Raw genomic sequence first — 16,619 nt, 5'->3', positions numbered from 1 at the left:
CTTATCGATTTTGTAAATATACTTTTAACGTATCCGCTACTGCTCGCTCGTTTTGGGTTGCTTTTACATAGTAATGGTCGCCATCTAAAGTCGATTCAAAGTTTTTAAACCCTTCGTTCTCCAAAAAGTCATCAATGTCGTGAACTTCTTCTTGTGATGTTAATATCAATTTTTGTCCGACATAATCTTGATTCACATAAACGTCATAGCGATCTGTTGACTGCTTTGTGTCGAGTGACATATCTAAGCCATCTAGGGCATATTTTCCAAACAAGAAAGAGCTGCTATTATTGAACATAATTTTTACCTCCAACTAATGTTTACCTACATTGTGTCCGTGTATGGTACATAATATGATGGTGAACAATGGTTGGCGATACTACATTTACTAAAAGTCAAATAAAGAATCACTATTTGCATCTTCATCTTCCACTCGAGAAGATGATGTAGGATTTGAAACTTTATTAGAAGACATCCCCATCATCTTTTGTAGCTCTTGGTGACTAAAGTCTTCAGTGGATTGAGATGAGAGTTTAGAGGATGTTTTTTCATCTAAAATAATTTCACATAGCGATTGAATAACGATTACATGCTCGCGAACGTCTTTATCTTGAGGACTCATTTTTGCTTTTTGCAATTCTTGTTCCATTTTTGCGAGTAGTTTTGAAACGTGAATGTTCATATATAAACCTCCTGTCAAGTGGATCTATGTATAGCCAGTATACACATCGAATAAATGTAAATACTAACTTTGTCTACTTCTGAATATAGTGTAAACAAGTCATCCCGGACGCGCTTTTCACGCTGACTGATGGCCTTGCTGCTGACTTGAAGTTGTAAGCTTTACAGCCATTAGGAAACTTTGGATCCCATGTAATATAGAAATGCTTACATTTTACGCAGTTTATTGGTTTTTCCTTAACCATGTTAGCCACTACCTTCTCCGATTATCTCTCTATTATAACAATTTTTAAGCTGTAAGTTGGTTGGTAGAATTTCTTAGGATTACGTTGGGTGACAATGCTCGAACCCTCATTTATTTAATTAAAAAAAGCCCCCAAAAAGGACGCTTTCTACAAGCACCAATCAATTTCATCATGCTGTTGTTCTTTCAAGAATTGATTCGCCTTTGAAAATGGCTTACTTCCGAAAAAACCGCGTCGTGCTGAAAAAGGGCTAGGATGAGCGGATTCAATCACTAAATGCCGATCCTTATCGATTAGCGATTTCTTTTGTTGCGCATGCTTTCCCCATAGAACAAACACTAGCGGATCCTTTCTGTCATTCAATGAACTTATCATTTTATCCGTGAACAATTCCCAGCCTCTCCCTTTATGGGAATTCGCTTCACCTTTTCTCACGGTTAAAACGGTATTCAAAAGCAAGACCCCTTGCTCTGCCCATTTCGACAATGTGCCATCCTTGGGAATTGCACAGCCTTGATCTTCATCTAGTTCTAGGAAAAGATTGCGAAGTGAAGGTGGATGCTTCACACCAGGTTGCACTGAAAAACTTAAACCGTGCGCTTGCCCCTCGCCATGGTATGGATCTTGTCCTAAAATGACGACTTTCACATCATTGTAAGCTGTTGTGTTCAAAGCCTGAAAAATTGTATTTTGACTTGGGAAAATGGTAGCTGTTTCAAATTCTTTCTGTAAAAATTCCTGTAGCTTTAAAAAGTAAGGCTTTTGAAATTCTTCTCCAAGGACCTCATACCAGTCATTTTTTATAAGATCATCGATAGCGCACACCTCCATTAATCAAGACAGGTCTCTTCTACCAGTTCGATCAGTTTTTTTAAAATTGAAATGGAATGTTCAAATGACAAAGAATAGTAACGTTTTGTTCCTCGTTGCTCGATCGAAACGAGTCCTTGATCTTTTAGAATTTTCAGGTGATGCGAGATAGCAGGCCTTGAGAGCGTTGATTTATCGGTTATTTCATTAACGGTTAACTTTTCAACCTCAGCTAGGAGCAACACGATGTCCTGTCTAGCCGGGTCACCAAGTGCATGGAATAACGGGATACATGCGCGAAATGTTGCAATGGCTTCTTGTCCCATCTCCCCACACTCCTTTCTTTAGCTGCGTTCTTGTGCGTTTCGAACAACTTTAGTAACGGTTTTACGAGGTAAGAGTCTAACTACTATTGTTAATAATCTATTTTTCATACCTGGAATGATTAATGACTTCTTCTGCTTCATGCCTTCATATGCAATTTTTGCCACACTCGCCGCATCCATCACATTGTCTTTAAAGAGCTTTGACTGTTCAAGGTTTGCTCGATCACTAAAGCCTGTTTCAGTTGGTCCTGGACATAAAACAGAAACACCTACTCCAGTACCTTGCAGTTCGTTTTCTAACGCCTCACTAAATGATAACACATAGGCCTTTGTTGCATAATAAACTGCCATTAATGGACCAGGCTGGAATGCGGCAATCGAGGCAACGTTAAGAATATGACCGGTTTTATTTTTCATCATAGATGGGATGAGTAGCTTGGTAAGAAGCGTTAGTGTTTTTATGTTTAAGTCAATCATATTTAGTTCTTCATCAATTGAAGTTTCTGTAAATTCACCGTACAATCCAAATCCAGCGTTATTGACGAGGACATCAACTTTAATGTTTTCTGCCTTTAAGTCATTCACTAGTTCATATACGCCTTCAGGGCTACTTATGTCTTTTACCTTTATCGCGACAGGTGCCGGTGTTAATTCTTCAGCAAGCTGTTGCAATCTTTTTTCACTTCGAGCTACTAAAACAAGCTGATAGCCATCTTTTGCAAATTGAAAAGCAAGTTCACGGCCAATTCCACCTGAAGCACCTGTAATTAAAACCGTTTTTTGTTGAGTCATATCATTTCCCCTTTTGTTTATACGTTTAAGTGTTTAAACATATAATAATTTAGTTCCTCCTTCTTTGTCAAATAAGAAAACACTCCCTCATTATGAGAAAGTGCGCTTTACTAGCCTTGAATGCATCGGTTTTCCATCCCATACAACTTCACTTTCTGCCTCGCGATTTTTCATTTCAGGCTCTTCTAGCAAAACAAAGAAGTTTTTTGTTGAGAGCTCTCCTAGTTGATGTTTTGCAGACAGTTTATTTAAGTAGTGTTGTCTTTTTTCATTTAGTTGTGAGGATTGATGGTTGCCAGTATTTGAGAATGCATAGATCACACTCGCAACGGGAACTCGCTTTATTTTAAAACTCTTCGCTACTCGTAAGAAGAAATCCCAATCCCAGTAGTTATGTATGTCAGGATCAAACATGCCGATTTGTTCGTGAATTTCTTTTTTATATAAACTGCCCGAAGGAACATAGGTTGAAAATCGTCTCATTTCCTCTAGATCATCGTTGTATGCAAAAAGGCGACGGGATGTCGGAATTCTGGTGTGATCTGTTGTATTGAAACTAACAATCTCCACGTCTGAATAAACGAAATCGTACTCCCTTAGTGCAGCAGCCATTCGTTCTATGTGACCTGTAGTGAAGTAATCATCATCATCCGCAAGCATGATCGCATCTCCGCTTGTCTTGCTAACAGCAATATTACGGGCACGAACATGTTTGACATTTTCCTTTAATTCAATAAGTTGAATCGGTAGCTCATGATAAAGCTCAATTAATTCTTGAACAGATTCTCCTGCATCATTAACGATCACGATTTCAAAAGGCTTTAAGGTTTGCCTTGATATTGATTCTAGTAGTTCTGCTAAGGCATGTAGTCGATTATATGTAACAATTACTATTGATATTTTCATCTTTTATTTCCTCCTTTCGTAAATCAACTACTAAAATTAAACCATATCCATGGTTCTTTAAAAAGCTGTAATTTTATTAAAATGTTTCATCTTAGAACTCACGGGTATATAAAAAACATCACGGTAAAGAGGAGATGAAGAAACATGAAAACATTCGTTGTAGAAAATGGTGTACAAGCTACTGAAACAATTGAGAATCTTGAAAACCAAGGTGTTAAACGAGACGATATTTACTTGTTTGCACATGACTCTAACCGATCGGACCACTTAACTGAAGGAACACATACGAAAAATGTTGGATTAAAGGAAGAAGGCATTTTTGATAAAATGGCAAATAGCTTACGTTCACGTGGAGATGAGCTTCGTTCAAAAATGGAATCACTTGGTGTTACGCAAGGTGAAGCTGCAAGGTTAGAAGAAGAGCTTGATTATGGTAAAGTGGTCATTGTTGCTAAAGATTATTAATTAATTCTATCTTCCCCCCTAAATGAAGATAGATAAAGGGTTGCCCGTAATGCGGCAACCCTTTTTATGCTTTTATCTACAATTTTTGCAATCCTATCAACGTCTTTTGCCGTTCTATCAACGAATTCTATAGTTCTATCAGCGAAAAGCGCCACTCTATCGACCAATCGGCATCGTTCGACAAAAACAGTTAGAAGTAGAAGTCTCCCAAACTACTTCTTCTTCTTCATAATTTATTTCTAAATATGAGCTATAAAGCGTGAAAATGCTTCTTGTCCTTGTTCGTCTCTTTTAAATACTCCAGCATGCTCTAAAATGATTGCAAAAACCTTTCCAACTTCTTCTTGAAGAATTTCATAGCTATTTGTTTCATTTAGGTGAGGATGTTGGTTTTTCACAGAAAGTGCCCACTCTAGATGCTTTTCGATCAGTGTGTTATTTTTTATTAACGTCTCACTGTTATCCTTCATTAGAACTTTAGATAACTCTGTTAATTCTTCAATCAGTCTACCGGGAAGTACAGCTAGCCCCATCACTTCAATGAGTCCGATATTTTCTTTTTTAATATGATGGACCTCTTGGTGCGGGTGGAAAATACCTAATGGATGTTCGTCACTCGTTCGGTTGTTCCGAAGAACGAGGTCAAGCTCATAAAGCTCGCCTTTTCTGCGTGCAATCGGTGTAATCGTGTTATGAGGCGTGTCTTCAGTAAAGGCAAGTACATCAACACTCTCATCACTGTAATTTTTCCAAGCTAGCAAAATATCATTCGCTAGGTTCGCAAGGTCTTCTTGATTCGTGCCTTGCAAGCGGAGAACCGACATTGGCCACTTTACAATTCCGACGCTCACCTCTGGGTATGAAGCTATAACGAATTCCTTGTCCAGTTCAGCTAGTGCCATTGGAAAATCGTGATGCCCACCTTGGAAATGATCATGACTTAAGATCGAACCCCCTACAATTGGCAGATCTGCGTTTGAACCTAAAAAGTAATGTGGATACTGCTCAACAAATTGCAGTAGCTTTTCAAATGTTTGTTTTGAGATTTTCATTGGTTTGTGCTCACCTGAAAAAACAATTGCGTGTTCATTGTAATAAACATAAGGCGAAAATTGGAGAAACCATTGTTCTTCAGACAAAGTAACCGGGATGATGCGATGACTTTGTCGAGCAGGATGATTCACTCTTCCTCTGAACCCAACATTTTCTTTACACAATAAGCATTTAGGATAAGAGCTTTGCTTCAAGTATTTTGCTGCTTCAATCGCCTTTGGATCAATCTCTGGCTTTGATAAGTTAATTGTTATTTCAAAGTCTCCATATGGTGTAGGAGAGAGCCAGTGTTTATTTTTTGCAATTCGATCTGTTCGAATATAATGGACATCCTGTGAGTACTGATAAAAGTCCTTCGTTGCTTGAACAGACCCTTCCATCTTAGATGTGTGTTCGAATTGACGAATGATTTCAGTTTGTGAAGGAACAAAGCATGCCATGATCTTTGTATCAAGTAGATCACGATATGTGACGGTCGTATCAGTTAGTCGCCCGTTTTCAGCTGACCAATCTAAAATGGTTTCGAGAATTTCAACAGGTGAATTGAGATGCTCTTCTTGAATCACTGCTGCTTCAAATTCATCAAGCTCCAACACTTCTAAGAGTTTGTTGCGCGTTAGATCAGTATCCCAAGCTGTGATTAATTTTTTCTGTAACCCGTAGTTTATAAGACGCTCTATTTGCTCGTAGATTTGGATGGACATCTTCTTCATCCTCTCAGGTTCTCTTAATTTCGGTAGCCGTTTGGATGTGCTTGGAACCAATTCCATGCACTTTCAATCATCATTTCAAGCTCTGCATAGCGTGGTTTCCAGCCGAGTTGTTGGATTGCTTTCTCAGAGGATGCAATTAATCTAGCAGGATCTCCGGCACGACGAGGTGCAACCTCTGCTGGAATAGGGTGTCCCGTTACTTTGCGAGCAGAGTCAATGACCTCTTTCACTGAGAACCCTTTGCCGTTTCCTAAGTTATATGTTCCACTTTGATTGTCGTTGCGAAGCTTTTCAATTGCCAAAATATGAGCATCCGCTAAATCGGTCACATGGATATAATCACGGATGCATGTTCCGTCCTCTGTATCGTAATCATCACCAAAAATCATAATTTTCTCGCGCTGTCCAAGTGCAACTTGAAGAATAATTGGAATGAGATGCGTCTCAGGCTGATGATCTTCACCGAGTTTCCCTTCCATATGTGCACCTGCTACATTGAAGTATCTGAGGACTACATGCTTAATTCCATAAGCTTCTTCAGACCATTTCAACATTTTTTCAACAGCAAGCTTAGTTTCTCCGTAAGGGTTTGTTGGCTCAGTTGGATCGGACTCTAAGATCGGAATATTTTTAGCCTCTCCATAGGTAGCTGCTGTTGAAGAGAAAACGATCTTTTTCACTTCGAATTCCTGCATCACTTTAAGTAAGCACATCGCTCCATAAACATTATTGTCATAATACTGAAGAGGGCTTCCAACGCTTTCACCTACTAAAGAATCAGCCGCAAAGTGAACCACTGCATCAATGTTATTTTCTTGAAAAACTCCTTTTAAAAATGACTCGTCCCGAAGATCACCTTTATATAATTTGGCTCCTTCTAAAACAGCAGGTAGATGCCCTTTTTGAAGATTGTCAACAACAATCACTTGCTCTCCACGGTCTAAAAGCTCTGACACTGTGTGACTACCAATATATCCTGCTCCACCACAAACTAAAATTGCCATCGTTTTTGCCTCCTGTTATTGGTTGTTCAATAATTCTCTAGCTCCATCGCCAACATTTACTACATAAAAATCAGCTGTTAACTTTGTTTCGTTTTGATAGGATTTCCCGACTCTGTCAATAAACTCTTCTATTTTATCATTCGCAACAATGCTTACTGTACAACCTCCGAAGCCAGCACCTGTCATTCTTGAACCAATTACACCTTCTTGTCCCCATGCTGCTTCAACAAGTGTATCTAACTCTTTTCCTGAGACCTGATAATCATCTCTCAACGAAATATGTGATTCAGCCATGAGGGTTCCAAAGCTTTCAAGGTCTCCTGCATGTAAGCGGTCAACAGCTCTTAATGTTCGGTCATTTTCGTATACAGCATGCTTGGCACGTTTTTGATCAGTTTCATTTTTAATTAAATGTTTGTGTTCTTCAAAAGCTTCAGGTGTTAGGTCACCTAGAGATTCAATTTCCAATTCAGTTTGTAGATTTGCTAGTGCACGTTCACATTCTGAGCGTCGTTCATTGTATTTTGAATCAGCTAAGGTTCTTCTTTTGTTTGTATTCGAGATTACAAGTGAAGCGTCGTTTAGTTTAATTGGACTATATTGATAGTCAAGAGTTTGGCAATTCAGTAAAACTGCTTGCTCTTCTTTTCCCATTCCAATTGCAAACTGATCCATAATTCCACAGCTGACACCAATAAAATTATTTTCAGCATGCTGACTCATTTTAACAAGCTCAATCATCGAGAGACTAGTATCAAAAAGTCCTTGAATCATCACTGCTGTCACGAGCTCAATTGACGCTGAGGATGAGAGGCCTGCACCGTTTGGGATATTCCCATAATATAAAACGTCAAATCCATGCTCCCATTTCAAGCCACGCTCTGAAAACTCATGCATAACACCCTTTGGGTAATTTGCCCAATCATGGGACTTTTCAAGAACAAGTGCATCATCGATTGAAAACTCAATTACGCCAATAGTAGGGAAGTTCATTGAATACATTCTGATGCTTCGGTCTTCTCTGACACTTGCAACTGCGTAAGTTCCAACAGTTAAAGCACACGGAAACACATGCCCACCATTATAATCTGTGTGCTCACCGATTAAATTTACACGGCCTGGAGCAAAAAACGTTCTAGCTTTGTTGTTTGTTTTAAATACTTCATTAAATTGAGTAAGTAATTGATCTTTCATTTCTCTCCACCCTCTATTATATCGTTAATTTATGTTGATTTCTTTCATTGATTGCTAAAGCATAGTAGATCAAAATTGCTCTTCATTTTGTAAGCGGGTACATTTATACTTTTATTTTAGTAGCCCATCTCGATTTATTCAATGGTAAAATAATATGTAATAATGAGTACTTTTTTGCTCTGTCAATTTCTCCACTTCTTGACGACTCATCAGAAAATATATACAAATTCAGACTATTAATGAGTTTACATTATCAGCAATCTCATGAAAAATACTAACCTTTTTTGCTTATTATTAAAGTGTTTTGGAAGGGTGATTATATGCGCTCAAGTCAACAACATGGGGCTTTTGCTTTTCGGTTTACTGAACAGCATGTGAATGAAGTTGCGCAAATTTGGTCTGTCGGTTGGGACGAACAAACTAATCCGATCTACAGTTGGAGCGGTACGCAGCGGAAGGACGTTGGGAAATGTATTTTTCAATATACCTTGTCAGGACAAGGAGAAATTGAATTGGACGGCATTCGTCACAGAGTTCAACCGGGACAAGCATTTATCGTTAAGAGTCATAGTAATTATCGCTATTATTTACCTAAAGGCAGTGAAAAATGGGAGTTTATTTTTTTAACACTCTATGGAAACGAGGTTGAGCAGTGCTGGGAGTATGTGAAGCAAACCACGAACCAGGTCATTCGCTTTCATCCAGACTCGACTCCAATTCAGTTAATTAAAAAAATGTATGATAAAGCACAAAATAAAAACATTACCAATGCCTATCAGGGTTCTAGTCTTGCCTATCAATTTACGATGGAATTGTATCATTCTATTTCTTCAATGGATAAATTAATGGAGGAATGGCCAGAAAGTGTGATTAGCGCTGTTTTAGTTGCAACCAACTATTATCAGACAGAGGTCGGGCCAGAACAAATGGCAGAGGCTTCCGGTTTATCGAGGTATCACTTTACACGATTATTCAAAAAAACAACCACTTTAACACCCATTCAGTACTTAACAAAAATTCGTGTGATCAAGGCAAGTGAACTGCTTCTTCACACTAAATATTCTGTAGATGAAATAGCTGAATTAGTTGGCTACAAGAATGCTAATTACTTAAACAAAGTTTTTCGGAAGCTTACAGGAATGTCGCCTGGTCAAGTAAGAAAGAGAGGCAAAGAGATTAGCAATAAGGATATACTTTCCTAAGTAAAGAGCTGACGCTATGTCAGCTCTTTTATTCATTGATCTCAATTGTAAGAGATCCTTTTGAGTGCATAATCGTAATGCTAGAGCCAGGGGTCATCATATTTTCTAAAATATCACGTGCACTTTGAAGGGCAAATTCCATTCGTTCAAGCTTTTCTTTCTCCTGCTCAGTAAGAGAAGTACTTGCTTTACTGGAAGCCAAGTGTTTTGTTACCTCCGCATGATCCCGAGCAATCTTTTCATAAATTTCATCATAAAGCTGTTCGACCTTCATTTAGCTCACCCATGTCATTTCTAGAATTTCTTTTATTTTCGCACAAAATGCTTTAAATATAAAACGAAAAAACCATTTTAGAGGTCTTTATTTTTTAAATTTTAAAAGTTAAATTGTGCTTTTACCTATATATTATTTGCAACTTTTTCTACGACGCCATCGTCTCATTTACAAATATATTTAACAAGGATATTAAAAGGGGAAGTCATCTAATGAGAAAATGGTTGTTTTTTTGGTTCGTTGCTATTCTTATGTCTTTGAGTTTTGCCTCACCTACTCAGGCAAATACTGAAGGTCAGCTGATTATTATTAATAAAAGCACAAACGAGCTTGCTCTTTTTGAAGGGGGAAAGTTAATAAAAGTGTTTCAGGTTGCGACAGGCCGAGACAATTCTTATACACCAGAAGGCACCTTTCCAATCGTTAACAAAATTAAGAACAGACCTTACTACAAAGAGAACATTCCTGGTGGCGACGAACGCAATCCACTTGGTGACCGTTGGATCGGTTTAAATGCCCGTGGTACGTATGGAACAACATATGCGATTCATGGCAACAATAATCCAAATTCAATTGGTACGTATGCAAGTGCAGGCTGTATTCGCATGTATGATGAAGAAATACACTGGCTTTTCAATCGTATTCAAGTGAATACATCGGTAATCATCCTTCATTCACACCACTCCTTCGAAGCAATCGCAGCCGCAAATGGATACTCCACTCAAACCGTTCCCACAACAACCCAACCAGAAAAAAATGAAGAGCCTAAACAGCAAGAAACACAGAAACCACCTGTAAAAGAGGAAACTCCTATTCAAAAAGAAAAGCCCGTTATTGAGGAAAAAGAACTCACTGTTTATGAAAAAAAGTTGAATTGCATAAGAGTTAGGATTGAATCTAGAATTCTTTTTTACGACCACTGGAAAACTCCTAAAAACGTGTGTGAGCTTGATGGATAAATGGGCTTCCATCTATTCTTAATACTTTTTTGCTCATTTATCACTACTTTTTTGCTGAGTAGAATATTTAACTCCTTTTTGAAATTTATTATTGAACTGGGCCATTATATTATCGAGTTTGGTCTTATAACAAGTTCTCGGACAATAATCCACCCATATTTAACTTAAAAGTGGCGAGTCAATTTTAACTTTAAGTTGACTCGCCACTTATTTGTAGATTTTTTTTAGATTGTTATAATGAACACTAAGGTAAATAGCAGGATGGAGGTTTTGCAGGAGATGCAGATGAAAAAGGCATTAACTATTGCCGGATCTGATAGTAGCGGTGGCGCTGGGATTCAGGCAGATTTAAAAACATTTCAAGAGCACGGAGTCTATGGAATGACTGCTCTAACTACAATTGTTGCCATGGACCCTAGCAATCATTGGAACCATCAAGTTTTCCCCATAGATGTGGAAACGATTCAAGCACAGCTTGCAACGATTATCGGAGGCATCGGCGTAGATGCAATGAAGACAGGTATGCTCCCTACTGTTGATATCATTCACCTTGCTGCTGATGCAATTCGAGAACATGAGTTAACAAATGTAGTGATTGATCCGGTTATGGTTTGTAAAGGCGCTGATGAGGTTTTGTATCCTGACCATGCGGTTGCACTTCGAGAAGTACTTGCTCCTGTTGCAACAATTATTACACCAAACTTATTTGAGGCAGGACAGCTAAGTGGACTTGGCTCCATTACGACCATAGAACAAATGAAGCAGGCTGCTATTGAGATTCATACATTAGGACCAAGTTATGTTCTCATTACAGGCGGAGGCAAACTTCAACATGAAAAAGCTGTAGATGTACTCTATGATGGAGAGACAATAGAGATTCTCGAAGGGGAACGTATTGAAACATCCTTCACCCATGGCGCAGGATGCACCTATTCCGCAGCAATTACTGCTGAACTGGCAAAAGGATCTACAGTGAAAGATGCTGTATATGCTGCTAAAAAATTCATCACTGCTGCCATTCGTCATTCGTTCCGATTAAATGAATACGTTGGACCGACAAATCATGCAGGAATGAGACTAAGTGAAAAATAAGAAAATAGTGTGTTAGCGTATGTGCTAACACACTATTTTTCTTATTCATTACCGCTCATAATGCTTTTGTGAATCCAAATTGCTGCTTGACAGCCATCCCCCATTGCAATTGAGACCTGTTCTGAGTGTGCAACAATATCACCTGCTGCCCAAACGTTTGGGACATTTGTTTCCTTTGTTCTCGGATCAACGAGAAGGTGCTTATTTTCTAATCGTTCCACTCCTAGCTGTTTTGCCAGTTCTGAATGAACTTTGTTTCCACCAAATGCAATAAATGCCCGATCAGCCTTAATCGTTTGACCACTCTCTAACAATACTCCTTTAAAGGATGATTCTTTCTCTGTTAGTACCTCGTTTATTTTTTCCCTTACATATTTAATTCCCTTTTTACTTAACTTTTTTTGCAACTTATCTTCAATATCTTCGGCTTCATGGTTTATATATGTAATGTCCTTCGTCCAATAGGTGAGTGTTAAGGCCAGGCTTGCACCTGCCGAGCCCGCTCCCAACACAAGTACTTTCTTGTTTTTGACCTCATAGCCATCACAATCGGGGCACACAAATATAGTTAAGCCCAGACATGGTTTGAGGTTAGGTATTTCAGGTATTCGATCGCTGATTCCCGTCGCTAGCAGTACCCGCTTTGCCTGATAGGTTTGTCCATTAGTCGTTTTAAGAAGAAAGATGTTTTTATCTGTTATTGCATTTTCAACTTTATCGGTAACGAACGGAACGCCATAGCTTTCAGCTTGTTTTTTCCCAAGATCTCTTAGAGTTTGTCCGCTGACTCCATCTGGCCACCCCAACAGATTATGATAGTTTCGACATAAGGTGGATCGTCCTGCTTCTGAGTCAATGATCAAAACCTCGTGTTGATATCGACCAAGTTGAATAGCTGCTTGTAGACCCGCAATTCCAGCACCAATGACAATACACTCGTAAACTTTCCCCATCACTAACACGTCCTCACTTGAAATAATACCCTTAGGATATGTTAGTTTTATAAAGAAATACGATAAAAAAGGAGCAACACGATTGAACATGTTCGCTCCCCTTTTCTATTTTTTAATAACTAGTAGTCTGATTCAATATTGCTGCTACTTCACTCTTTGTCGGCAATGCTGTCATTGCTCCTTTTGTGGAAGCAGCAAGGCCTCCAGAAATACTTGCGAAGGTTGCCATTTCACCTAGCTCTTGAATTGTAACCTGACTAAAATCTCCTTCATATTGCTCAAAAGAATAAAGAATTCCTGACACAAATGCATCTCCTGCCCCAGTCGTATCAATAGCTGAAACTTTCATTGCTGGCACATTTATCTTTTCATTTTGCGTTATTGCCCAGCTACCTTCGCTCCCCAAAGTAACAAATAACACAGGCACTTGATAAGAACGCAGTGCCTCCAAGCCTTCGTCGAGATCGTGTTTCCCTGTTAAAAACTCCAGTTCTTCTTCTGAAATTTTTACAATATCGGCTTGATTAAGCATCAAGAGGATCACTTCTTTTGCTTGTTCCCTCGATTCCCATAATCCTAATCTTAAGTTGGGGTCATAAGAAACAAGCATTCCATTTTCCTTCGCAAGCTGCACAGCCTTTTTTGTGGCACTGCGAGCTGGTTCACTAATAAGTGAGATTGATCCAAAGTGAAGAATTTTATTTTCTGTAAAAAGAGCTTCTTCTATATCGTCTTCCTGTAAAAATCGATCTGCACTAGGGTTTATGTAGAAATCAAAGCTGCGTTCTCCATTTTCTGCAAGTGTTACAAACACCGCTCCTGTTCTGGCTTCATCTGATAAAGGCATGTGTTCTGTGTTCACATTGTAGCTTTCTAACGTTTCCTTCAAAAATTTTCCCAAAACGTCATTTCCGACTTTCCCTAAAAAGGTTGATTTTGCACCAAGACGTGCAGTTCCAACTGCAACATTGGCTGGAGCACCTCCAGGACTTTTCTGGTAAGTTAAATTCGTCTCGTCTAGTGGGATAAAATCGATTAAAGCTTCACCTAAACTAATAATTCCATGTTTCATCTGCGTTCCTCACTTTTTCATTTCCTTTTTATTTTGTTTTTATTATACGTCTTTATAGACATATCTTTAAACATAAGTTTTTCTTTCGCCTCAATAATCATTAGGTCTTACGTAGGAATCCTCTAACTAACAAACAAATTCAGGAATTACTCAAAATTTACGTTTTTAAAAAAGTTATCAACAAAGCGATCGGGATTTTTGATAAATACATCCGAATATTCACTTAAAAACAAGTTATCCACAAAAGTTATCAACATATCCACAAAATCTATCCACATTTTGTGTGGGTATGTATGTTCGCCACCATATATATTAATTAAGATTTTACTATTCACAGGTTGTGCACAGGTTTTAATATAGGCTTTTGTACTTATTAACATCATATAAAAAAACACTCTGCCAAAGCTTTACACTTCCAACAATCCATATTTTCTTCTAAACCTTTGCAATATTTTGACCCAACTACTTCCAAAGAGAATGAGGAAAAACACGTTCGATATCGCATGGGCTAAATCAAAGTATACGCTTGCTCCATAATAGGCAAGAATTTCAACAAGAGTTATTTCCTGAAAAACTCCAACAATATACCATAAGTTCATCACCCATCCGAACAAAATACCAGTGATAAACCCAAAAACACACCTACCAATCGTCATTTTCATCATCCATGTATTACGTAAAAAACCTGCACATAGTCCAATCATTCCCCATGCATACATTTGCCAAGGTGTCCAAGGGCCCTGTCCTAGAAAAAGGTTTGAAACAAGTGCAGCTAATGCCCCTACAACAAAACCACTTTCCGCACCAAAGGCAATACCTGTTACGATAATCACAAAAGTCGTAGGTTGAACACTAGGAAGTGAGGCAAACGGAACTCGGCTAACAGCTGCAATTGAAGCAAGGATAGCCAACATCACTAATTCTCGCCCTGCAACCTTTCTCCGTTCAAAACGAATCAGAAACGGTAAAAACGTACAAATCATAAATAATAAACTGACTATCAGGTATTGATCATTCAGAATTAGCGGGAAGCCAACTAGTAGTAAGAAGAGGACAATCGCTATCGTAATTAGCATTAGCCTTGAGCGTTCCAACCACGACCAAGGCTGATAGCATATACCATATTGTTTTCTTTGAATCAAGGAACATACTGATCACAGTATTTCTAAGGATATGTACAACTAAAATAAACGAGTGCTTTAAGCCTTTAGCTCTAGTGAGAAGAACATAGTCTTTCGTGAACTCCTCTTCAAACAGATGTAGGCAAAGGCGATATAACTGTATGGTTGGTAGGAGAGCGAGGCAGATAATTGGCAATAAGTAAGCCCTCTCATCTCCAACTGCAACAACCTTCATCAAAAGAATATCCGTTTTTTTATAGATCATAATGATGAGTAGCTGCAATAAAATAATCACTAAAATATCTGGTAAAGACTCTAGTAAAAAAATCGCAAACTTAATTCTTTCACGGAATTTTTGAGGCAATAGCATAGTCATTAAAGTAAGTACAACTGAAACAAGATAAGCAATGACTAAAGCTGCGAACAGCAAAATAAAAGAATAGACAACAGCCTCAAGAATGTCTGGATATACCTAATAAACTTCTCCCCTAATCATAAATGTCTTTTCTTTAAAATTAACAAGGGCATGTAGAATGGTGCCAATTGTCTCAAAGAATATTAAAAAATTAATCCACTGCCCCTTTTCTATTAAAAAAATGGATGGAAGAGCACCAATTAAGATAATACCAGTACAAGCAAAAATAAATTGTAAAACAATTCCCCCAAGTTTCTTCACTCCGAACCCCCGTATTAACGTCTATTGTCTGACTATTTCCCGGAAAAATTTATTTGTTATTAAATCCTTTTTGGTGAACAAACTCTTTCATATACATTCTCGTTGGTTTTGTTAGCATTGTAGCCATTTGCTCTGTCCATGTATCATTTCGAGCACCCTTTGTCCGCTCTGAATAATAGCTAGAAATTTGTTCATCATAGTCTGTTAATTGTTGTTTATATGTATCAAGATCTTGTTCATACTCTTCCTCATGATAAACATGTTCGATAGGTAATCTTGGTTTTTTATCTGGATTCTGTGCCGGATATCCAATTGCTACCCCAAATAACGGAATCACGCGTTTTGGTGTTTTAAGAAGAGCCGAAACCTCTTGAAGCTGATTTCTCAGTCCTCCAATATAGACTGCACCCAGACCCATTGACTCGGCAGCAATCACTGCATTTTGGGCTGCTAGTGAGGCATCGATTAGACTCACCATAAACTTTTCAGTACTATCTAAAGATGTTGCAATATCAACTTCGTGTTGCTCTCCAATTAATTGATGCCGATACAAATCGGCACAAAAGATTAAGAAGTGTCCGTTATTGGCAACATAAGCTTGATTACCTGCTAGTGATGCAAGCTTTTCCTTTGTTTGTTTATTTTTCACTCCAATAATTGAATAAGCCTGAATAAAGCTTGAAGTTGATGCGGCTTGTGCGCACTGTACGATTTGTTTGATCTGGTCATTCGTGAGAGAACGATCTTCAAATTTTCTAATTGATTTGTGATTTAGCAGAGTTTTTATTGTTGTGTTCATTTTCTTTCCCGCCTTTTTACTTTTTTAGTAACATTTGCCATTATTATATTATCTCATAAGTGGAACCTCAATTAGTTATGAAACATGGGGACCTATTGATAAACGAACTAGTTTAATTATTTCACTGAGGTATCTATATTTTCTCATAATTTTTAAAATAATTAAATTTTTTATACAAGACTATTAAAAATTTAAAAATAGGGTAAATAAAACTTTAGGAGTTGGATTTCTTTCTTAAATGCATTAAAATTACTATTGTTACATAATTATGTACATGTCGAA

20 protein-coding genes are annotated in these 16,619 nt (G+C 38.0%); 4 read left to right on the top strand and 16 right to left on the bottom strand.

Annotated elements, in window-relative coordinates; all coding sequences use genetic code 11:
* Window position 1 precedes the first annotated feature (1 nt).
* The 6 genes from ACFFIX_RS13340 to ACFFIX_RS13315 form a co-directional block, all read right to left on the bottom strand.
* Window positions 2–298 (bottom strand): hypothetical protein, encoded by a 297-nt coding sequence (locus ACFFIX_RS13340; protein ID WP_378934680.1) that lies wholly within the window; start codon window positions 296–298, stop codon window positions 2–4.
* Window positions 299–388: 90 nt separating this feature from the next.
* Complete coding sequence (locus ACFFIX_RS13335; protein WP_378934678.1) at window positions 389–682, bottom strand: YwdI family protein; 294 nt, start codon at window positions 680–682, stop codon at window positions 389–391.
* A 391-nt stretch (window positions 683–1,073) separates the two neighbouring features.
* On the bottom strand, window positions 1,074–1,742 hold the full coding sequence (locus tag ACFFIX_RS13330; protein WP_378934857.1) for a uracil-DNA glycosylase: 669 nt from the start codon (window positions 1,740–1,742) through the stop codon (window positions 1,074–1,076).
* Window positions 1,743–1,756: 14 nt separating this feature from the next.
* Entirely contained in the window at window positions 1,757–2,062 is a 306-nt protein-coding gene (locus ACFFIX_RS13325; protein ID WP_378934676.1) for an ArsR/SmtB family transcription factor, read from the bottom strand.
* An 18-nt stretch (window positions 2,063–2,080) separates the two neighbouring features.
* On the bottom strand, window positions 2,081–2,854 hold the full coding sequence (locus tag ACFFIX_RS13320) for an SDR family NAD(P)-dependent oxidoreductase (protein WP_378934674.1): 774 nt from the start codon (window positions 2,852–2,854) through the stop codon (window positions 2,081–2,083).
* Between the two features lie 90 nt (window positions 2,855–2,944).
* Entirely contained in the window at window positions 2,945–3,760 is an 816-nt protein-coding gene (locus tag ACFFIX_RS13315; protein WP_378934672.1) for a glycosyltransferase family 2 protein, read from the bottom strand.
* 144 nt (window positions 3,761–3,904) lie between these two features.
* Between ACFFIX_RS13315 and ACFFIX_RS13310 the strand changes: the two genes are divergently transcribed.
* Window positions 3,905–4,225, top strand: coding sequence for a YflT domain-containing protein (locus tag ACFFIX_RS13310; protein ID WP_378934670.1), 321 nt, complete (start codon window positions 3,905–3,907; stop codon window positions 4,223–4,225).
* A gap of 239 nt (window positions 4,226–4,464) precedes the next feature.
* Here ACFFIX_RS13310 and galT read toward each other — a convergent pair whose 3' ends face one another.
* The 3 genes from galT to ACFFIX_RS13295 are packed head-to-tail and all read right to left on the bottom strand — an operon-like array spanning window position 4,465 to window position 8,189.
* Window positions 4,465–5,976, bottom strand: a complete 1,512-nt coding sequence (gene galT, locus ACFFIX_RS13305; RefSeq protein WP_378934855.1) for a UDP-glucose--hexose-1-phosphate uridylyltransferase — start codon at window positions 5,974–5,976, stop codon at window positions 4,465–4,467.
* A 29-nt stretch (window positions 5,977–6,005) separates the two neighbouring features.
* Window positions 6,006–6,995 carry a UDP-glucose 4-epimerase GalE gene (gene galE / locus ACFFIX_RS13300; RefSeq protein WP_378934668.1) on the bottom strand — a complete coding sequence of 330 codons (990 nt, stop codon included), beginning with the start codon at window positions 6,993–6,995 and terminating at the stop codon, window positions 6,006–6,008.
* A gap of 15 nt (window positions 6,996–7,010) precedes the next feature.
* Complete coding sequence (locus tag ACFFIX_RS13295; protein ID WP_378934666.1) at window positions 7,011–8,189, bottom strand: galactokinase; 1,179 nt, start codon at window positions 8,187–8,189, stop codon at window positions 7,011–7,013.
* A gap of 320 nt (window positions 8,190–8,509) precedes the next feature.
* Here ACFFIX_RS13295 and ACFFIX_RS13290 point away from each other — a divergent pair, with 320 nt between their 5' ends.
* The gene (locus ACFFIX_RS13290) at window positions 8,510–9,391 is read left to right on the top strand and encodes an AraC family transcriptional regulator (protein WP_378934664.1); all 882 of its coding nucleotides are present in this window, start codon (window positions 8,510–8,512) and stop codon (window positions 9,389–9,391) included.
* Window positions 9,392–9,419: 28 nt separating this feature from the next.
* Here the strand turns inward: ACFFIX_RS13290 and ACFFIX_RS13285 are convergent, their stop codons facing one another.
* Window positions 9,420–9,665: a hypothetical protein gene (locus ACFFIX_RS13285; RefSeq protein ID WP_378934662.1), complete on the bottom strand. Its 246-nt coding sequence runs from the start codon at window positions 9,663–9,665 to the stop codon at window positions 9,420–9,422.
* A 212-nt stretch (window positions 9,666–9,877) separates the two neighbouring features.
* Between ACFFIX_RS13285 and ACFFIX_RS13280 the strand changes: the two genes are divergently transcribed.
* The gene (locus ACFFIX_RS13280; RefSeq protein WP_378934660.1) at window positions 9,878–10,624 is read left to right on the top strand and encodes a L,D-transpeptidase; all 747 of its coding nucleotides are present in this window, start codon (window positions 9,878–9,880) and stop codon (window positions 10,622–10,624) included.
* Between the two features lie 279 nt (window positions 10,625–10,903).
* Complete coding sequence (locus ACFFIX_RS13275) at window positions 10,904–11,716, top strand: bifunctional hydroxymethylpyrimidine kinase/phosphomethylpyrimidine kinase (RefSeq protein ID WP_378934658.1); 813 nt, start codon at window positions 10,904–10,906, stop codon at window positions 11,714–11,716.
* A gap of 41 nt (window positions 11,717–11,757) precedes the next feature.
* Here the strand turns inward: ACFFIX_RS13275 and ACFFIX_RS13270 are convergent, their stop codons facing one another.
* The 6 genes from ACFFIX_RS13270 to nfsA all read right to left on the bottom strand — a co-directional run bounded on the left by ACFFIX_RS13270 (window position 11,758) and on the right by nfsA (window position 16,337).
* On the bottom strand, window positions 11,758–12,669 hold the full coding sequence (locus tag ACFFIX_RS13270) for an NAD(P)/FAD-dependent oxidoreductase (protein ID WP_378934853.1): 912 nt from the start codon (window positions 12,667–12,669) through the stop codon (window positions 11,758–11,760).
* 112 nt (window positions 12,670–12,781) lie between these two features.
* On the bottom strand, window positions 12,782–13,741 hold the full coding sequence (locus ACFFIX_RS13265; RefSeq protein WP_378934656.1) for a carbohydrate kinase family protein: 960 nt from the start codon (window positions 13,739–13,741) through the stop codon (window positions 12,782–12,784).
* Between the two features lie 407 nt (window positions 13,742–14,148).
* Window positions 14,149–14,817 carry an ECF transporter S component gene (locus ACFFIX_RS13260; protein WP_378934654.1) on the bottom strand — a complete coding sequence of 223 codons (669 nt, stop codon included), beginning with the start codon at window positions 14,815–14,817 and terminating at the stop codon, window positions 14,149–14,151.
* Window positions 14,753–15,292, bottom strand: a complete 540-nt coding sequence (locus ACFFIX_RS13255) for an ABC transporter permease subunit (RefSeq protein ID WP_378934652.1) — start codon at window positions 15,290–15,292, stop codon at window positions 14,753–14,755. Before ACFFIX_RS13255 ends, ACFFIX_RS13260 begins: the two co-directional genes overlap by 65 nt.
* Window positions 15,293–15,334: 42 nt before the next feature.
* Window positions 15,335–15,538, bottom strand: a complete 204-nt coding sequence (locus ACFFIX_RS13250) for a hypothetical protein (protein ID WP_378934650.1) — start codon at window positions 15,536–15,538, stop codon at window positions 15,335–15,337.
* Window positions 15,539–15,587: 49 nt separating this feature from the next.
* Entirely contained in the window at window positions 15,588–16,337 is a 750-nt protein-coding gene (nfsA, locus tag ACFFIX_RS13245) for an oxygen-insensitive NADPH nitroreductase (RefSeq protein ID WP_378934648.1), read from the bottom strand.
* Between the last annotated feature and the right edge of the window lie 282 nt (window positions 16,338–16,619).

This window comes from Metabacillus herbersteinensis (assembly GCF_042433335.1).
Classification (GTDB): Bacteria; Bacillota; Bacilli; order Bacillales; family Bacillaceae; genus Metabacillus; species Metabacillus herbersteinensis.
This window is presented reverse-complemented; position numbering and strand designations above follow the sequence as displayed.